This window comes from Alkaliphilus transvaalensis ATCC 700919 (assembly GCF_000621485.1).
Classification (GTDB): domain Bacteria; phylum Bacillota; class Clostridia; order Peptostreptococcales; family Natronincolaceae; genus Alkaliphilus; species Alkaliphilus transvaalensis.
Genome location: NZ_JHYF01000012.1, coordinates 1 through 17955 on the forward strand (window position 1 = coordinate 1; position 17955 = coordinate 17955).

Sequence of the window (17955 nt, forward strand, 5' to 3'; positions counted from 1 at the left end):
GGAGAAAGAATAACATTACCTGATGCCCAACCCTTTGTAGATGCCAATAGTAGAACCCAAGTGCCAGTACGCTTTGTTAGTGAAGCCCTAGGGGCAAAGGTAGATTGGAACAGTAGTCAACAAAAGGTAACAGTAGTTTTAAATGATAGAGAAATTATCCTATATATAGGGGATAAAAACTATCTAGTTAACGGTGCCAGTCAAGAAATGGATACAGAAGCCCTACTAAAGGAAGGCAGGACCTTCGTTCCCCTGCGATTTGTCAGTGAAGCACTAGGAGCCAATGTTAGATGGGATGGAGCCATTCGTACCGTCTATATAACCCTAGATGGAAGTGAGGTAACAGAAAGTAACACTAGGGAAGTGGCTGGTTTTACTGTACCTACAGATATAAATTTAACAGTGGTACCAATTAGAGAAGACTTAAATTTTGAAGCTAGATTCAGTATCAATTTTCTAAGACCAGATGTAGAGCAGCAAAAAAATGATATGGAAATTATCCTATCCCAAAGGTTTTCAGAAGAGACGGTAAAGGGAATTATGGACCATATTAGACCCAAAATGAAAGAAACAGATGTTTTAGAAGCCAAGCGGTTTTATGATAGTAAAACAGGACAATATATTGGCATAACAAGATCAAGGGGAGAAGCAATTGAATTATGGATATACAAACCAGGGGTTTCCCCCTATGGTGGCTAAAAAATCGGGGAGTGATTAACCAATGAAAAAAAGAGTATTTTATCTAACAATTGTTTTTATGATACTCCTAAATGGGTTATACAGCCCCTATGCTAAAGTCTATCAAACAGCAGAAGAAGCCATAAACGACGCCAATAAATTTCTACAAGAACTAATGGGGATAACCAACTATTATCGATTAACCAGCAATGGTAAGGGGTTAAACCATGAATTTGCAAAAACTAGTACCCCTGCCTTTCAAAACAAGCCCATTTTCGTCTATGGTAGTCAAGTAGAAGCTAGTGAGGCTGTTACTTCTGCCGGTAGACCATCCTTTGTTGATATTAATGGAAAACGGGAATATCGGGCGATGGGCTATGCAAGGGACGGCTCTGCCTTTGGAAACCCCGTCTTTCCCCCCGATAATGAGGGATACTTAGCCTCTGATAAAAAATGGATTAAAAAACCATGGGGTGATGATGGAGTAAGGCAGCTATATGACGAAAATGGTTCTGCTTATACGAGACATCTACACTCTGGACAGTATGGAGGTCTAGATTATATCAATAGGTGGATTTCATTTAGTGTGTTTCAACCAGACCAAATAGCAATTTATACAGGCAAACGAAACTACTTCACCCCCAATATAGTAGGAGCCCCTTTAAATTTAAAGGAAGACTTCCATGAGTTCTTGTATATCATCCAACCCCCCACCCAGCATTCATGGGGGTTAGGCATTGCCTTTTATTACTGGGATGGCTATAATAGGTTAAACTATAGAACCTTCCTGTTAGAGCCCTATGCCCTACAACAGAAGGATATTGCAGTAGACTTTGAAACCATCCCTTCAAGGGCCAGTGAGGGTCAACAGGTTGTAATTGGAGCCCTTGTCACCTCCACCTTCGATATGGATGTAGACATCACTTATTCATGGGAGATTAAAGATGCCACAGGTAAGGACCTATCAAGTCAAGCAACCTACTCTGGTCACGGAAGTAACAGAAGTGGTACAGGAAAAATCCTTAAAGAAGGAGAAGTCCTATATTATGCACAATTACCCATGCCTGCCTCCGATGTCATCGTTAAATTTAGGGCAGAAGGGGTAGGGGTAGAAGAGTCAAACCTAGAAAATAATGAGGCCGAAGAGAGAATTTTATTTCATGGTGAATCACCACCATCGGTAACTAACTATGACCTAGACTATCATGTATTATCTAGAAAAATAAATCATCCCATGATTAATGGCGGAAATATAACTGCCTATCTACACCTTCCCCAAGGTCAGTGGGATGGAAATGCTACAGGAAGCCTTAATGTAAGCCAATCTAGTCAACCAGAAATTTTGCAACAGTTTTCGGTACAAAACAATCCTCCTGTTAATGAAGCTAGCGATACTATTATCAGGAGACCCACCATTAGTGCAACAGTTCAGCGGCCTTCCTTTGGCGACAATCCTAAGGGAGGGGTCTATTCAAGTCTGCCCTGGGTGGATAAAAGCCCCAGCATAAGGTATGAAGGAATGGTCCAGAGAAATTATAAATATGAAGTGCAAGAATTAGCTGGTACCGATGGAGAAGGAAATCCTATTTATATCACAAGAACAGAAAGGAGAACCACCTCCAGTAGTTTTGATAATGGAACAGATGTATTAAATATTCGTGCCTACATCTATAATGGTCTAAAGCCACAGGATATGCCCTATGTTGCAGCCAGAAACTTTAAAACAGTGGTGGAAAATAATCATGGCACCAGTAATACAAGAAAAATGTTTTGGGTTAGTGACCCCTACGATTTTGATGTCATTAGATGGATGTGCCACATAGACGAAAATGGTAATGAATATGGCTACGAAGAAGTAGATGGTCAATACAAAAGAAGATTTACCCAGCAGAATACAGCTGACATTAATTGGTCTGTCCTTAGTAGTATGGCCAGTGAATATCAATCCGATAGACAAGCAGCAAGCAATATGGTAAGGGATAATAACCGATATCAAAAAATCGTATTTGCCACCGATAGAGATCTACAACGGTTTGATTATCCAGTAAAATCAGGCTATTATTTGAATCCTGCAGGGAGCTATTCTGTAACCATTAAAACAGAAATGTATAAAAACACAACAGCCAATACGCCAGAGCATGCAGACCTCGTAAATCGAATCATTAACTCCTTCCGTTATCAATCAGATCTATTGTACACCCATGATGGAAGAAATACCTATAACGTAAACCTATCCTCCGGAAACCGAAATATTGGTGGGCATGAAATGCTTCGAATTAGTCAAAATTATACAAAGAACTATGAAGAAATTCAACATAGTATTAACCGTACCAATATTACAGGGACCCATAGATTTTGGAAGGAAATCCTAGAAGGATATAGTGAGTCTAATACATCAAATAGCTATAACGATTACAAATATAGAGAGCATGTAAAGAGTGGAAACATCTATAAGATTAACGAAGAGACCACAGTAACTTTTACAGTTAATCCAAACAATAGAAGGCTCTACACCTTCGCTAATATGCAGGATAGTGATCGTTACGGCAGAGATTATTACATTAGGGCATGGTTGGCAGATATTAATTTAAACAACCTAACATATAATGGACTTACCATTGCAGGAAAGCCAAATCAAGATTCAACCGCCCTAGATACCATTAGAATAACAGTAAAAGGGTCAATGTTTGATGATTTAAATAATTAAATAATTAAATAATTAAATAATTAAATGCTGGAGGGATGCTCTATAAATAAATTCAAACTATTATTGTTCATTATTTAAAATGAAAGATAGGCAGAGGAATTAGCCCCCTCTGCCTATCTTTATTCGCAAAAGTATTTCATGCTGGTTTTCTTAAACTCCTTACTGCTATACAATAGTCTATAATTATCCACATTAACGGCTTTGGCAATTTGACTTGCAATGTCCTCACACGCTTCATGGGTTTTACCATGAACCATAGTAAATAAGTTATAGGGCCATTGGGGAAAGGTGGGTCTTTCATAGCAGTGGGAAACTTCAGGAAAGGAAGCCATCACTTTACCTACTTCCTTTGTTAATTGGGGCTCCACCTGCCACACTACCATTGCATTAGCCTTAAAGCCCATCTCTCTATGCTTAATGGCAGCTCCAAACCTTCTAATAATCCCTTCATCAAGGTAGACTCGGATTCGATCTAGAAGAAGGTCCTCTTCAATCCCCAAAGATTCAGCTAGCTCCCTATAAGGTTCAGAAGATAAAGGAAAATCCTCCTGTAAGGCCCTTATAATTTCCTTATCTAAATCCCTTAAGACCATTAAGCCTCCTCCTTTAATTTAAAATTAACATTAATCTTAAAAAAATTTGTTGCCGGCAGATTAATCAGATCATCTATGTGGGTCTTTAGTTTAATTTCCTTTAAGCCAACCCTAATGGCCTCCTCAGAAGGGGCAATGTAGGTAAACCACATGTTATATTGATGATTCCGCAAATAATTATGGGTTACCCCAGGGTAGCTATTAATCACCTCTGCCACCTCATCTATACGGTCTTCAGGGACTTTAAGGGCACATAAAGTGCTTGTATAACCCAGCTTCTTAGAATCGAAAATTCCCCCCATTCGTCGAATCAAGCCAGCCTCCTTAAGGTCTTTAATTCTAGAAATAATTTCCTCTTCAGAAATCCCCAGTTGAGAAGCAATTTCTAGATAGGGTCTACTGGAAATGGGAAAATCCCTTTGAATACGATTCAAAATATCCTTATCCAATTGATCCATACTTTAATACCCCCTTCGCCCATGATGTAGACACCAGGGCTCCTCTGCCATATAATCCCCATCATGATAGAAGGCTGCCCTAGCTCGACAGCCGCCACAGGATTTTTTATAGCCGCAGGTGCCACAGCCACCACTATATTCTAAAGTACGTAAACGATTAAAAACTTCATGATTAGCCCAAATTTCGCTGAAGGGGGTTTCCTTTACATTCCCCAATTCCATATTGAGATAGGCACAGGGTTGTACTTGCCCCTTTGGCCCAATAATACAATAGGAAGTACCAGCTAAGCAGCCCCTACCAAAGCGCAAGTTCATTCCCATTTCCTTAGCAATTCGCATAAATTGTGGGGCACAGGTGGGCTTTAATTCTATTTCAACAGTCTTTTGTTTTTCCATTATACGTGATAAAACATTTTCATATTCCTCTGCCCGCAAAGATTCTTCTTCTATATTAACAGCCCTTCCCGTGGGGACTAAGAAAAAAATATGGTGGGCAACAGCACCCATTTCAACAGCAAAATCTGTTATCCCTTCAATCTCCTGATTATTCCATCCCATAACGGTGGTATGAATTTGGAAGGGAAGACCAGCTCTACGGCAGTTTTCCATGCCTTCAACAGCGCCCTTCCATGCCCCTTCATAGCGTCTTAAACCATCATGTTTAGTCACGTCCAAACTATCTAAGCTGATACCAACCCCCATAGTACCAACTTTCTTTAGCCTTTTAGCAGTTTCCTCTTTAATTAAAGTACCGTTGGTGCCAAAAACCGGTCTTAGCCCTCGACTTTTAGCGTGGGAAACCAGTTGAAAGATATCCTCCCTCATAAAGGGTTCCCCACCGCTAAAAATCATAATTTTAAAGCCTGCCTTAGCGATTTCATCAATAAGGGTCTCCCCCTCTTGAGTATTTAGTTCTTCACTGGTCCTAACCCCTGCGTCTCGATAACAGTGATCACAATACATATTACAACTATTGGTTGTATTCCAAGAGATAATCAATTAAGACACCCCCTTCTTAATTTCCTCATCGGTTAAATAACAAGCTGGGTCAGCCTGCCAAAAATCTCCTGTAACGGCCTCCGCCCTAGCTCGGAAATTGCCATTACAAACCTGTAGCCAGCCGCAGGTTGAGCATCTACCCTTCAGTAGCGGTTTACGCTCCTTTAACCCAGCAAGAATTGGATTAGAAACATCCCGCCAAATATCACCGAAGGCCCTTTCTCGTACATTCCCTAAAATATGTTTTTGAGTAAATTGGTCGGGGTGAACATAGCCTAAGCTATCTACATTTGCAAAGGCAATACCAGAACGATTGCCACCGTTGATCTTCATCAAGCTTAGTACTTCATCGGCCCTTTTAGGGTTAATTTCCTTTAATCTTAAGTATAGATAGATACCATCGGCATGATTATCCACCGTTAAAATTTCCTTATTTAAGCCCCTACGATGAAAATCTAGGGTCCTTTCCATAATCAGATCTAAGGCCCTTCTGGTTTCTTCATGGGTGAGATCCTCAGCCTGCATATAGCTTCCCCTCCCAGAGTAAACCAGATGATAAAAGCAAACCCTATCAATATTTGCTTCCTCCACTAGGTCTAGAATCTGATCTAATTCTTGATAGTTATGGCGATTGATGGTAAAACGGAGACCCACCCTTTGGCCTACAGCCACGCAGTTTTCTATTCCCCTTAGGGCAGCTTCATAGGCGCCATCCTTCTTCCTAATACGGTCATTTACCTCTTGAAGTCCATCTAAGCTGATGCCTACATAGCCTATGCCTATTTCCTTTAGCTTTTTTGCCACCTGTGGAGTAATCAAGGTGCCGTTGGTGGAAATAGTAGGTCGTATTTTTAATCGGGCAGCTTCTTGGGCCAATTGAAAAAAATCTTCCCTAATAAGGGGCTCACCACCAGAAAATAGTAGTACTGGCACTTTAAAATCTGCCAAATCATTAATAAACTTCATGGCTTCTAGGTGGGTAAGCTCTCCATCATATTTTTTATTTTCAGAATCCATATAGCAGTGGATACAGTTTAAATTACAGGTTCTTGTCATGTTCCAAGCAACAACAGGGCCATTCCCCGAACTCGTGCCATGGGGGTTATTTTTAGCACCATGTTTATAACGTAGGGAATCTCCAAAGTATTCAGTTCCCACTAAAAATTTTGTCAGGCTAATCAATTAAATACCACCTTTCTTTATGAGAAAATCTTCATATAAATTGTAGTGTAACCATAACTTACTAATTTAATGTACTTAAAATGATGGAATAGGGGGAGGTCTGTTATGTAGGGAAGGTTAATAACCTGTAGCCTGAAAGGGAAAGTGAGAAATATAACTGTAGATGTAGGAAGGAGGGTTCGAAGGGATTTGAGAAGACAGATAGAGGTAATAAAGGAAATAAATATTGAAAAAGAAATCATATTTTGATAAGATGAAGGGGAAACTGAATAGGAAAGTTTTAGGTGTAATGAAACTTAATTGGGAAAGCGGTGTAATTCCGCTACAGCCCCCGCTACTGTAAGTGTGGATGAAATTGACGATTACCACTGAAGGGTTTCTTCGGGAAGGGTCAAGAGTAAGAGGAAGCACAAGTCAGGAGACCAGCCTAAAATCAGTAAACAACCTTCGGTGGGAAGGAATTGTTATTTTTGTCATACCTGATTTTATATGGATTTTGACTAGATAAAAATTAACTCCACCCATAGGGTGGAGTTTTTATGTTACACAGTAATCAATGGTATTTGACTACAAAGGATTTATATCCATTAACCTGTGTTATTTAAAGTAGATTTTTAATAATTAAGGTTTAACTAAATAATAGGAGGTAATACTGATTATGAAAAGAGGATTATTCGTTTTAGCCCATGGAAGTAAAGCAAAGGAAGCAGATGAAATATTAGTTCAATTAATGGAGAAGCTTCAAAAGAATCTTGATCAACAGTTCCATGAATTAGGATGGGGATCTTTACAAATATCTAGACCTACAGTGGCAGAAGGCTTAGAGACCTTAGCCCAAAAAAATGTAACTGAAATCGTCATCGTACCCATGTTTATATTCCAAGGAAACCATGTAAAGTATGATATTCCAGAGGTCTTAACAGAGCTTAAGGATAAATATCCTCATATTAACTTTATTATGGGAGACCATATTGGAGCCGATGACAGAATGGTGGACATCCTCCAATCAAGGGCATTGGAGGCTCTAAAATAAAACACATAAAGGATGATTTTCTAATGAAGATAATGGTTTTTGGAGTCACCCATAAAAATTCCAGTATTGAGCTGAGGGAAAAAGTAGCCTTTTCGAAGTCAAAGTTACAACAGGCCTACGATGCTTTAAAGGCTTCAACCTTTGTGGAGGAAGCCGTTATATTATCTACCTGTAACCGTAGTGAAATATTTGCTGTGGTTAAAGCTATTGAAGAAGGGGAAGCTTGGTTTAAAGACTTTTATTATAACTTCTTTCACCTTAAGGAGGACCAACTGGAAGGTCGTTACCTCATCAAAAAGGGTAGGGAAGCTGTGGCCTATTTGTATGAAGTCTGTTGTGGGCTAGATTCATTAGTATTAGGAGAAGATCAGATATTAGGACAAGTAAAGGATGCTCATAATTATGCAATGGAGATAAAGGCTACGGGCAAAGTACTAAATCGCCTATTTTTAGAAGCCATAGCAAAGGCTAAAGAAATTAAAACTAGAACTGCAATTTCAGAGAATCCCTTATCTATTAGTTCTATCGCAGTAAAAAAAATAGAAAACACATTGGGTAGTCTAAAGGGCAGAGAAGCTTTAGTTATTGGCTTTGGTAAAATGAGTAGAATAGCCATTGAAAACCTGTTGGAAAAAGGAGTAGAAACAATCTATATTTGTAATCGAAATAAAGAATCCCTTCAGGTCCTATTAAGTAAGCATCCCCAAATTCAATATATACCCTTTACAGAAAAATACTCTAAGATTAATGAGGTAGATGTGGTTATTAGCGCTACAGCAGCCCCCCATTATGTCTTTCATTACCAAGAATTTAAGGAAATCTATCAAGGAAAAAACCAAATCTGTATGGTGGACATTGCCCTACCAAGGGACATTGATCCGTTATTAGAAAAAATAGATGGGGTTAGCTTGTTCCATATAGACCAGCTGAAGGAAGTGGTAGAGGAGAGTATCTCCTTTAGGAATAAGTGTATTGAAGAAATGGAAGGGTATTTAGAAGAATCAATATTAAAGTTTGAAGACTGGTATCGCTGTCTGCCAATCTATCCCCGTATAGAAGCCCTTCAAAGTTATACGCAAAGGCTAACAGATGAAGAATTAGCCAGTCTCTTTAAACGGCTTTCCCCTATGGAGGATAAGGATAAAGAACTGATCGAAGTTGTTGTTAGAAGTTTGATTAAGAAGATGTGGAAAAAGCCAATTCTTCAAATGAAGCAAGCGGGAGTAACTGGTAGAGGAGAGCAAATGGCTTCTATGGTGGATGAATTATTTGATCTTCAAAAAAACCTTGGAAACCAATAGGGAGGGTGTCATGAAAAAATATTATCCCATAATGTTAGATATTGAAGGTAGAAAATGTACTGTAATTGGTGGTGGTAGGGTTGCCCAAAGAAAGGTATCCTCCCTTATTGATCATGGGGCTACAGTTACAGTAATTAGTCCTCAAGTGACAGATAAGCTTAAACAACTGGCAATGGAAAAAAGTATTAAGCTAGTAGAGCGACAATATATAGAAGGAGACCTAGAGGGCAGCTATTTAGTTTATGTTGCCACCGACATTCCAGCGGTAAATGAAGGCTGTTATCAAGAGGCTAAGAAAAAGGACATCATGATCAATGTTGTGGATGTTCCCCATTTATGTGACTTTATTGTACCAGCTGTTCATCGACAGGGGAGTTTAACCCTAACGGTCTCCACCGATGGTAAGAGTCCAATGTTTTCTAGAAAAATAAGGGAGGAACTTCAAGAGGTCTATGGGTCCCAATACCAATTAGTTATCGATACAATGGGAGAAATAAGAGAGATTGCCCTAAAGGAAATACCCGACATCGAAGTACGGAAGGAACTTTTCCATAGGCTAACCTATAACCAAGAGGTTAGAGAAATAAAGGATATAGAGAAGTATCGGGAAAGCATGTGGAATATTTACAAGGGATATAGGAATAGAGAAGGTTGTGATAATGATGAGAACAATAAAAATTGGGTCTAGGGCCAGTCGCTTAGCCCTCATACAGGCAGAGATCATAATTAATGGATTAAGAGAGAACTACCCCCAATATGATTACGAGATAATAAAGATTGTCACAAAGGGGGATCAAATATTGGATAAAACCCTAGACAAAATTGGGGGAAAGGGGCTATTTGTTAAAGAAATTCAGACAGCCCTTATTGAAGGCGAAATCGATTTAGCTGTCCATAGCATGAAGGATATGCCAGCAGAATCACCTAATGGCCTAATTTTAGGCGCCATTACCGAAAGGGAAGACCCTAGAGATGTGCTGGTATCAAAGGACCAACTTTCTTGGAATCAACTGCCCCAAGGGGCAAAGATCGGTAGTAGTAGTTTAAGAAGGCAAGCACAACTATTACATTTAAACCCAGCTCTAAAAATTGAACCCATAAGGGGAAATGTAGAAACCAGAATTAAAAAAATCGAAACCCAATCCCTAGATGCAGTTATTTTAGCAGCAGCAGGCCTTAATCGATTAGGCTTAGGGGACAAAATTTCCTACTACTTTGATAAGGAAACCTTTGTACCAGCCGTAGGTCAAGGGGCCTTAGGTTGTGAAATTAGAAGAAACGATGAAGAACTGTATGAAATGCTACAAAAACTAAATCATAGGGAAACCTACCATGCAGTCATGGCAGAAAGAAGCTTTTTAAAGGTAATGGAGGGGGGCTGTCATGTTCCTATTGGTGCCTTTGGAGAAGAGATTGATGACACAATCCATTTAACAGGAATGGTGGCCTCTGCCGATGGCTTTCAAATGATTAAGGATACAGTAAAGGGTCCCTCTAAAGATTTTGATGAAATTGGAAGGCAATTGGCTGAAGGAATGCTCCAAAGGGGAGCTAAGGATCTTTTAGCAGAAGGCCTATTAATCAATACAACCACCGAGAGAATTATTGGAGGTTAATTGATCTATGATAGGAGGTGAAGAAATGAAAAGACCCTATGTATATTTAGTAGGGGCAGGCCCTGGGGATGAAGATTTAATTACCGTAAAGGGCTTGGCCTGTATCAAGAAGGCTGATGTAATCTTATACGATCGTCTAGCAAACCCAAATCTATTGAGACATAAGAAGGATGAAGCTATTTGTATCAATGTTGGAAAGTCTCCCCATCACCATCAATATACCCAAGAGGAAATCAATGCTCTTTTAGTGGAAAAAGCATCAGCAGGCAATATAGTTACTAGATTAAAGGGCGGTGACCCCTATGTTTTTGGAAGGGGAGGAGAAGAAGCCCTTGCCCTATTAGAAAAAGGAATAGCCTTTGAGGTGGTTCCTGGGATTACTTCTGCTATTGGGGCATCAAATTATGGTGGAATTCCTGTAACCCATCGCAATGTCAGCACCTCCTTTCATGTTATTACTGGCCACGAAGACCCTACAAAGGGGAAATCTACTGTAAATTATGAAGCCCTCGCAAAGCTTGAAGGGACATTGGTGTTTTTAATGGGAGTAGGTAACCTTAAAGAAATTACAGAAGAACTTATAAAACATGGCAAAGCATTAGAAACACCAGTGGCTCTAGTTCACAGGGGAACCACAGGTAGACAAAAAACCGTAACAGGAACCCTAGCAAACATTAAAGAGGTAGTAGAAAAAAATCAAATAGAATCTCCCTCCATTATTATCATTGGAGAGGTGGTTAATCTTAGAGATGGGTTAAATTGGGTTGAGGGGCTGCCTCTTCATGGAAAAAGAGTATTGGTAACCCGTACCCGCCAACAGGCAAGTCAACTGACTACAAAAATAAAGGCGCTGGGGGGAGAGGTTGTAGAATTTCCTACAATAGAAATTAAGCCTTCGGAAAATTTAGCAGAAATTGATAAGAAAATGAAAGCCATAGATGTTGCTGACTACATCATTTTCACCAGTGTTAATGGCGTTGATAGCTTTTTTAAAAGATTACGAACCCTTAAAAAGGATATTAGAGACATTGGTAAGGGGAAGGTGGTTGCAATAGGAACAGCAACGGCAGAGGCCCTAGAAGAAAGAGGGTTAGTAGTAGAGCTAATACCAGAGGTTTTTACAGCAGAAGGAATTTTAGAAAGCCTTAAGGGAGTCATTAAAAAGGGTGATACTGTATTCTTACCAAGGGCAGAAATCGCTAGAAAGAATCTTGTTACTGGACTAATGGAGATGGGGGCCATTGTAGAAGAAATACCCATCTACCAAACGGTGATACCAACCCACAGAAAAGAGGAATTGTTGGAGATTTTACAAGAGGGAGTCGATATCATTACCTTTACCAGTTCTTCTACAGCTAATCATTTTATGGAGATTTTAGGAAAAGAAAACGCAGAACTTTTGTCAAATAGTAAAATTGCCGTTATTGGCCCTATTACTGGTAAGACAGTTGTAGAGTTAGGTTTATCGGTAGATTGCCAAGGAAGGGAATATACCATAGATGGCTTAATTAACGGAATCGTGGAGGGATTATAATGGAGTTAATTAAAAGACCTAGAAGGCTAAGACGGACCTCAGCCCTTCGAAATCTAGTGCAGGAAACGAGGGTAAATATATCGGATCTGGTATATCCCCTATTTGTTGTCCATGGAGAAGGAATCAAAAAAGAAATTCCAGCACTACCAGGGCAATATCATTTTTCTGTAGACCTGTTAATAGAAGAGGTTAAGAAGGTTGTAGACTTGGGGATACAGGCTATCCTTCTATTTGGAATACCGAAAGAAAAGGATGAATATGCATCGGAAGCCTATGGGATGAATGGAATCGTACAGCAGGCCATTAGGGCAGTCAAAAAGCATTACCCAGATTTACTGGTAATGTCGGATGTTTGTCTTTGTCAATATACCAACCATGGCCATTGTGGTATTGTTAAGGACAACCATGTCTTAAATGATGAAAGTCTAGATTTGATTGCCAACACAGCCCTTTCCCATGCGATGGCAGGGGCCGATGTTGTTGCCCCTTCCGATATGATGGATGGAAGGGTTGCAAAAATTAGAAAAACCCTCGATAAGAACAATTATAGCCATGTACCCATTATGAGCTATAGTGTTAAATATGCTTCTGCCTTTTATGGTCCCTTTAGAAGTGCTGCTGGCTCTAGCCCTCAATTTGGTGATCGGAAAACCTATCAAATGGATGCTGGAAATGTAGACGAGGCCATCAGAGAAGCTGCCCTAGACCTAGAAGAAGGGGCAGATATTCTAATGGTAAAACCAGCCTTAGCTTACTTAGATGTCATTACCAAATTAAAAGCGGCCTTTCCTGTTCCGTTAGCGGCCTACCATGTTAGTGGTGAATATACCATGGTAAAACTGGCAGAAAAGGAAGGGTTAATTGATGGTGAAAAGGCAATGGTAGAAATATTAACCTCCATTAAGCGGGCAGGTGCCGATATGATTTTAACCTATTTTGCAAAGGATATGGCTGAATGGATAAGGAGGAATCCCCAATGAAATTAGAGCGTTCTGAAAAGCTATTTGAAGCGTCAAAAAAACTAATGCCGGGTGGGGTAAATAGCCCGGTTAGAGCCTTTTCGTCGGTGGGAATGAACCCTCCCTTTATGAAGAAGGGGCAGGGGGCATTTCTTTTTGATGAAGATGGAAATCAATACATCGATTATGTTGCTTCATGGGGGCCCCTCATTTTGGGACATTGTCACCCTGAAGTTGTAAAAAACCTAAAGGAAGTTGTGGAAACTGGAACCAGCTTTGGAGCCCCTACTGAACTGGAGTCTAAGGTGGCTCAACTGGTGATCGATTCCATCCCTTCTATAGAAATGATTAGAATGGTAAATTCTGGTACAGAGGCCACCATGACGGCTTTAAGATTGGCAAGGGGCTATACTGGAAGAAGTAAAATTGTTAAATTTAGCGGGAATTACCACGGCCATTCCGATGCTTTATTAATTAAGGCTGGCTCTGGAGCCTTAACCCATGGTGTCCCCAGTAGTCCAGGGGTTACTGAAGAAACCGCTAAAAATACCATAACGGCTCAGTTTAATAGTATAAAAAATATTGAGGCAATTTTTCAAGAAGCAGGAGAAGAAATTGCAGCTGTAATTATTGAACCCATAGCAGGAAACATGGGGGTTGTACCTATGACCAACCAATTTGCCCAACGACTAAGGGAGCTAACCAACCAATATGGTAGTCTTTTAATATTTGATGAAGTCATGACAGGTTTTAGGGTTGCCTTCGAAGGCGCCCAAAGTCTTTACAACATCCAGCCAGATTTGACCTGTTTTGGCAAGATTATAGGTGGGGGTCTGCCAGTAGGGGCCTTTGGAGGTAGAAAAGAAATTATGGAATATCTGTCTCCTTTAGGGCCCGTTTATCAAGCAGGGACCCTTTCAGGAAACCCTTTAGCCATGATGGCTGGTTATACCACCCTAAAGATTTTAAAAGAAAACCCTGAAATATACAAAGCCTTAGAAGAGAAGGCAATAAAATTAGAAGCTGGTTTAAAGGAAAAGGTGAAGGCGATAGGGGTAGGAGCATCCTTTAATCGAGTAGGATCAATGCTATGTATGTTCTTTACAGATGTTGAAGTAACTGACTTTGAAACAGCCTCCACCTCCGATACAGAAAAGTATGGGGTGTTTTTTAGGGAAATGTTGGCCCAAGGAATCTACTTAGCCCCATCTCAATTTGAGGCAACCTTTATTTCAGCAGCCCACACCGATGAAATGATCCAACAAACCATCGATGCGGCAGGCCACGCCCTAAAGAAGGTAAAGGAGCTGGATTAAATGGGTGTAGAAGGTAGAATTGTACTGGCAGGCACCCAAAGTGGTGTCGGAAAAACCACCCTATCCCTTGGAATTATGGGGGCCTTGATAAAGAGAGGGCTATCAATAAAGCCCTTTAAGGTAGGGCCCGACTATATTGACCCTCAGTTTCATAGAAGTGTAACAGGGGTTCCCTCCAGAAACCTTGACAGCTATTTATTAGAGGAAGACATAATAAAGGGGTTGTTTAAGAAAAACTGCAACTCTGGAGAACTGGCGATTATAGAGGGGGTTATGGGCCTCTATGATGGTTTTGGGGTAAAAAGTCATCAAGGGAGTACTGCCCATATAGCTAAAATCCTTAAGGCCCCAGTTATATTAATTATTGACGGTGAAGGAATGTCCAATAGTGCAGCTGCCATGGTTTTAGGCTATAAAAGCCTAGACCCAGAGGTAAACATAAAAGGGGTCATTATTAACCGTGTTTCTGGTGAGAAGCATTATAGTCTTCTAAAAACAGTAATAGAAGAACAAGTGGGCGTGAAATGTTTGGGCTATTTAAATAAAAATACAAGCCTTCAGCTGGAAAGTAGACATTTAGGGTTAGTTCCTTCAATGGAGGTTGATCAAATTACAGAAAAGTTAAAGGCCATTGTTGAGATGGTGGAGGAAACCATTGATTTAGAAGGTCTAATTGAAGTATCAAAGGAAGTAGAGGGATTACAGGAAATACAACTTCCTACCCTACCAAAGAAAAAACATCTACGGGTAGCCTACCCCTATGATGAGGCCTTTAATTTTTACTACGAAGATAATCTAGATTTATTAAGGGAGGCTGAAATCCAGTTAATCCCCTTTAGTCCTTTAAGGGATTCAAAATTACCCGATAATATTCATGGCCTTTATTTAGGTGGGGGATTTCCAGAGGTTTTTGCTAGGGATCTGGAGGCCAATGGGAACCTAAGGAAAGAAATAAGAGAAAAGATTCAAAAAGGAATGCCCACCTATGGAGAATGTGGTGGTTATATGTATTTAACTAATGCTATTACAAATTTTGATGGTGAAACCTTTAATATGCTGGGGGTTTTTGATGCCCAAGCAGTTATGACAAATCGCCTTCAAAGATTTGGCTACAACGAAGTTACCTTCAAAAATCAAAAAATCTTTGAATCAGAAGTTAAAACAATGAGGGGCCATGAATTCCATCGGGGGATTGTGGAAGCTAACCCCAATAATTATGTGTATTCTGTGGATAAATATCGGGATGGAGAACTAATTTCCCAATGGAAATGTGGATTATTTCAGTATCATTGTTTAGGGGCCTTTAGTCATATCCACTTTTATAGTAATTTGGAATTTCCTCAGGCTTTAATTAAGGCATGGGAAGACTACTATCATAGAATAATAATTGAATAAATTAGGGGGAGTTAAAATGCTTCAGCAATCATCCTATAAAAAAAAGCCCATCACCATAGAAATTTTAGTAAAGCTTTCTTTATTGATCGCCCTTAGTGGGGTTGGAGCCTATATTAAGATTCAAGGGAGTATCGCCTTAGATTCATTACCAGCCTTTTTTGCTGCCCTTTATATGGGGCCAGTTTTTGGGGGCGTTGTTGGTCTAATAGGTCACCTAGTTTCATCTATGACGGCGGGCTTTCCACTAACCCTGCCAATGCATCTTGTTATTGCTTTACAAATGTGGTGCATCGTCTATGCTTTTGGCATTATTTGGAGAAGGATCAATCCATTAGGAGCTACAATCATAGCAATTTTACTTAATGGTCCCTTAGCAGCCTTAGTGGCTGCACCAGTTTCTAGCTTACTGGGGCTACCTTTAAAGGGCTGGACCTTGTTTCTAGTGATGTGGTTACCTTTAACAGCAGTGTCTATTGTAAATGTATCCCTAGCTGCCATATTATTTAAAAGGCTAAGGAGAAACTAAGATGTTAATGGGGAAAAAGCAAAGGGATATTAGTTTTATTAGGAGTTGGGGGTCAAAAACACTAGTAATTGCCTGCGACTCCTCTGGGGCCATAGGAAGTAAAGAACTAGACCTCTTAAAAGTATCCCCCAGAATAGTAGGGTATTATACCACACGGGTGGCCCTAATGGAAATTTTATCAGTAGGGGCTACACCCTTGGCTGTTATTAACACCCTATCGGTGGAGATGAACCCCACTGGTTATGAAATTATCGAGGGGATTAAAGATTTATTGAGGGAAGCTGAACTTCCCCTAGACTGCATTAATGGGAGTACAGAGGAAAACTTCAAAACCCTTCAGACAGGTATGGGGATTACCATCATAGGTGAGGTAGAAAATGATTACTGTAAGCTTTCAAAAACTGAAGCTGGAGACATTATTTATCTATTAGGAGAACTAAAGGTGGGGGGAGAAATTCAATTGCCCCATGATCCCACCATATGTAGCCTGAAGGATTTACAGCTTTTAGTATCGGCTAAAGGGGTTAAAGAAATTATCCCAGTAGGATCAAAGGGAATTGGATATGAAGGGGAATTATTGGCAGCCTTAAATGGGCTACAATTTGTCCCCGATGATAACTTATCCGTTAGTCTAACAAAGTCAGGGGGACCTGCCACAGCAGTTATATTTAGCGGGTCACCTAACTTAGAAGAAAATTTTGAAGGACTAGACACAGAAATTAAAGGGCCTCTTTATAAGATCGGAAAGGTGATAAAATAAGGAGGTTTATATGATACAAGCCATTTGTCCAGCCTCCTGTGGAGAACTATTGCAGGGATGGGTCTTGGGGGGAGAAAAGCTAATTTCTTATAGTATAGACTGTTATAGTACCGTAACTTTGGTGGAAGGTGAAGCTACTTCTAAAGATTTATATCCTAAGGCCTATGAAATGATTAAAAAGGTAATGGAGTATTATCAAGTTTCTACAAAAAAATCTTCTTTCCTTAATTCTACTTTTAATCTTACTATCAAATCTGATATTCCTTTAGGAAAGGGAATGGCCAGCAGTACAGCAGATTTAGCTGCAACAGCTTTAGCAACTGCAACCTACTTAGGTAAGGAGATTACAGAAGAAGAAATTGCCCAACTATGTGTAACCATAGAGCCTACCGATAGTACGGTTTTTTCAAAAATCACTTTGTTTGATCATTTAAAAGGAAGTTTTAGTAGACCCTATGGGGTTATTCCAGCATGTCAGGTTTTAATATTAGAGGGTCATGAAAGAATTAATACAATGGATTTTCGAAAAATTAATCGAGACAAAATGTATCAACAACAAGAAAAAACTTTGAAGGATGCTTTGGCAGCTTTTGAATTAGGAATAGAAACCAATAATCTAGAGGAAATTGGAAGGGCCGCCAGTCTAAGTAGCATGGCTAATCAAGCTATACTCTATAAAGAAGGGTTAAAAAATATAATAGATCTGGCAGAAAAAAATGGAGCCGTTGGTGTTAATGTGGCCCATAGTGGTACTGTAGTGGGAATATTACATCAGCAGGACTCCTTCGAAGAAGAAAAATTTCTCCATGAAATAAAAAAAAGACACTATTTTAATAATTATAAGGCCATAAGGAAGCATCGTATTATTTTGGGTGGAGCAAAGATCATTGGAAAGTAA

17 protein-coding genes and 1 riboswitch are annotated in these 17955 nt (G+C 39.7%); of the genes, 13 read left to right on the top strand and 4 right to left on the bottom strand.

Going from position 1 to position 17955, the window contains the following annotated elements; all coding sequences use genetic code 11:
• Both T335_RS20250 and T335_RS20255 read left to right on the top strand, forming a co-directional pair.
• Positions 1-699: copper amine oxidase N-terminal domain-containing protein (locus tag T335_RS20250; protein ID WP_034328113.1), on the top strand; the 699-nt coding region annotated here is incomplete at its 5' end.
• A 22-nt stretch (positions 700-721) separates the two neighbouring features.
• The gene (locus T335_RS20255) at positions 722-3385 is read left to right on the top strand and encodes a hypothetical protein (RefSeq protein WP_051569219.1); all 2664 of its coding nucleotides are present in this window, start codon (positions 722-724) and stop codon (positions 3383-3385) included.
• Positions 3386-3504: 119 nt separating this feature from the next.
• On the opposite strand, the gene ahbB is transcribed toward T335_RS20255, so the two are convergent.
• Genes ahbB through nirJ1 form a run of 4 tightly spaced genes read right to left on the bottom strand, consistent with a single transcriptional unit; the run spans position 3505 to position 6617 of the window.
• Entirely contained in the window at positions 3505-3978 is a 474-nt protein-coding gene (ahbB, locus tag T335_RS0108825) for a siroheme decarboxylase subunit beta (RefSeq protein ID WP_026477224.1), read from the bottom strand.
• Entirely contained in the window at positions 3978-4436 is a 459-nt protein-coding gene (gene ahbA, locus T335_RS0108830) for a siroheme decarboxylase subunit alpha (protein ID WP_026477225.1), read from the bottom strand. Before ahbA ends, ahbB begins: the two co-directional genes overlap by 1 nt.
• A gap of 3 nt (positions 4437-4439) precedes the next feature.
• Positions 4440-5435 carry a putative heme d1 biosynthesis radical SAM protein NirJ2 gene (gene nirJ2 / locus T335_RS0108835; RefSeq protein WP_026477226.1) on the bottom strand — a complete coding sequence of 332 codons (996 nt, stop codon included), beginning with the start codon at positions 5433-5435 and terminating at the stop codon, positions 4440-4442.
• Complete coding sequence (nirJ1, locus tag T335_RS0108840; RefSeq protein ID WP_026477227.1) at positions 5436-6617, bottom strand: putative heme d1 biosynthesis radical SAM protein NirJ1; 1182 nt, start codon at positions 6615-6617, stop codon at positions 5436-5438.
• Positions 6618-6882: 265 nt separating this feature from the next.
• Positions 6883-7062: riboswitch (cobalamin riboswitch) on the top strand.
• Positions 7063-7275: 213 nt separating this feature from the next.
• Between nirJ1 and T335_RS0108850 the strand changes: the two genes are divergently transcribed.
• The 11 genes from T335_RS0108850 to T335_RS20270 are packed head-to-tail and all read left to right on the top strand — an operon-like array spanning position 7276 to position 17955.
• Complete coding sequence (locus T335_RS0108850; RefSeq protein ID WP_026477228.1) at positions 7276-7650, top strand: sirohydrochlorin chelatase; 375 nt, start codon at positions 7276-7278, stop codon at positions 7648-7650.
• Positions 7651-7673: 23 nt separating this feature from the next.
• Entirely contained in the window at positions 7674-8951 is a 1278-nt protein-coding gene (gene hemA, locus T335_RS0108855) for a glutamyl-tRNA reductase (RefSeq protein WP_026477229.1), read from the top strand.
• Between the two features lie 10 nt (positions 8952-8961).
• The gene (locus tag T335_RS20260; RefSeq protein WP_051569220.1) at positions 8962-9639 is read left to right on the top strand and encodes a precorrin-2 dehydrogenase/sirohydrochlorin ferrochelatase family protein; all 678 of its coding nucleotides are present in this window, start codon (positions 8962-8964) and stop codon (positions 9637-9639) included.
• A complete protein-coding gene (gene hemC / locus T335_RS0108865; RefSeq protein ID WP_242837272.1) occupies positions 9611-10567 on the top strand; it encodes a hydroxymethylbilane synthase in 957 nt (318 codons plus the stop codon). Before T335_RS20260 ends, hemC begins: the two co-directional genes overlap by 29 nt.
• A gap of 25 nt (positions 10568-10592) precedes the next feature.
• Positions 10593-12101 carry a uroporphyrinogen-III C-methyltransferase gene (cobA, locus tag T335_RS0108870; RefSeq protein ID WP_026477231.1) on the top strand — a complete coding sequence of 503 codons (1509 nt, stop codon included), beginning with the start codon at positions 10593-10595 and terminating at the stop codon, positions 12099-12101.
• Positions 12101-13081, top strand: a complete 981-nt coding sequence (gene hemB / locus T335_RS0108875) for a porphobilinogen synthase (RefSeq protein ID WP_026477232.1) — start codon at positions 12101-12103, stop codon at positions 13079-13081. Before cobA ends, hemB begins: the two co-directional genes overlap by 1 nt.
• Complete coding sequence (hemL, locus tag T335_RS0108880; RefSeq protein WP_026477233.1) at positions 13078-14376, top strand: glutamate-1-semialdehyde 2,1-aminomutase; 1299 nt, start codon at positions 13078-13080, stop codon at positions 14374-14376. Before hemB ends, hemL begins: the two co-directional genes overlap by 4 nt.
• Positions 14377-15771 carry a cobyrinate a,c-diamide synthase gene (locus T335_RS20265; protein WP_051569221.1) on the top strand — a complete coding sequence of 465 codons (1395 nt, stop codon included), beginning with the start codon at positions 14377-14379 and terminating at the stop codon, positions 15769-15771. It begins immediately after the preceding gene.
• A 16-nt stretch (positions 15772-15787) separates the two neighbouring features.
• Positions 15788-16297: an ECF transporter S component gene (locus T335_RS0108890; protein WP_051569222.1), complete on the top strand. Its 510-nt coding sequence runs from the start codon at positions 15788-15790 to the stop codon at positions 16295-16297.
• 1 nt (position 16298) lies between these two features.
• On the top strand, positions 16299-17057 hold the full coding sequence (locus tag T335_RS0108895) for an AIR synthase related protein (protein ID WP_026477235.1): 759 nt from the start codon (positions 16299-16301) through the stop codon (positions 17055-17057).
• Positions 17058-17067: 10 nt separating this feature from the next.
• Positions 17068-17955, top strand: coding sequence for a GHMP family kinase ATP-binding protein (locus T335_RS20270; protein WP_051569223.1), 888 nt, complete (start codon positions 17068-17070; stop codon positions 17953-17955).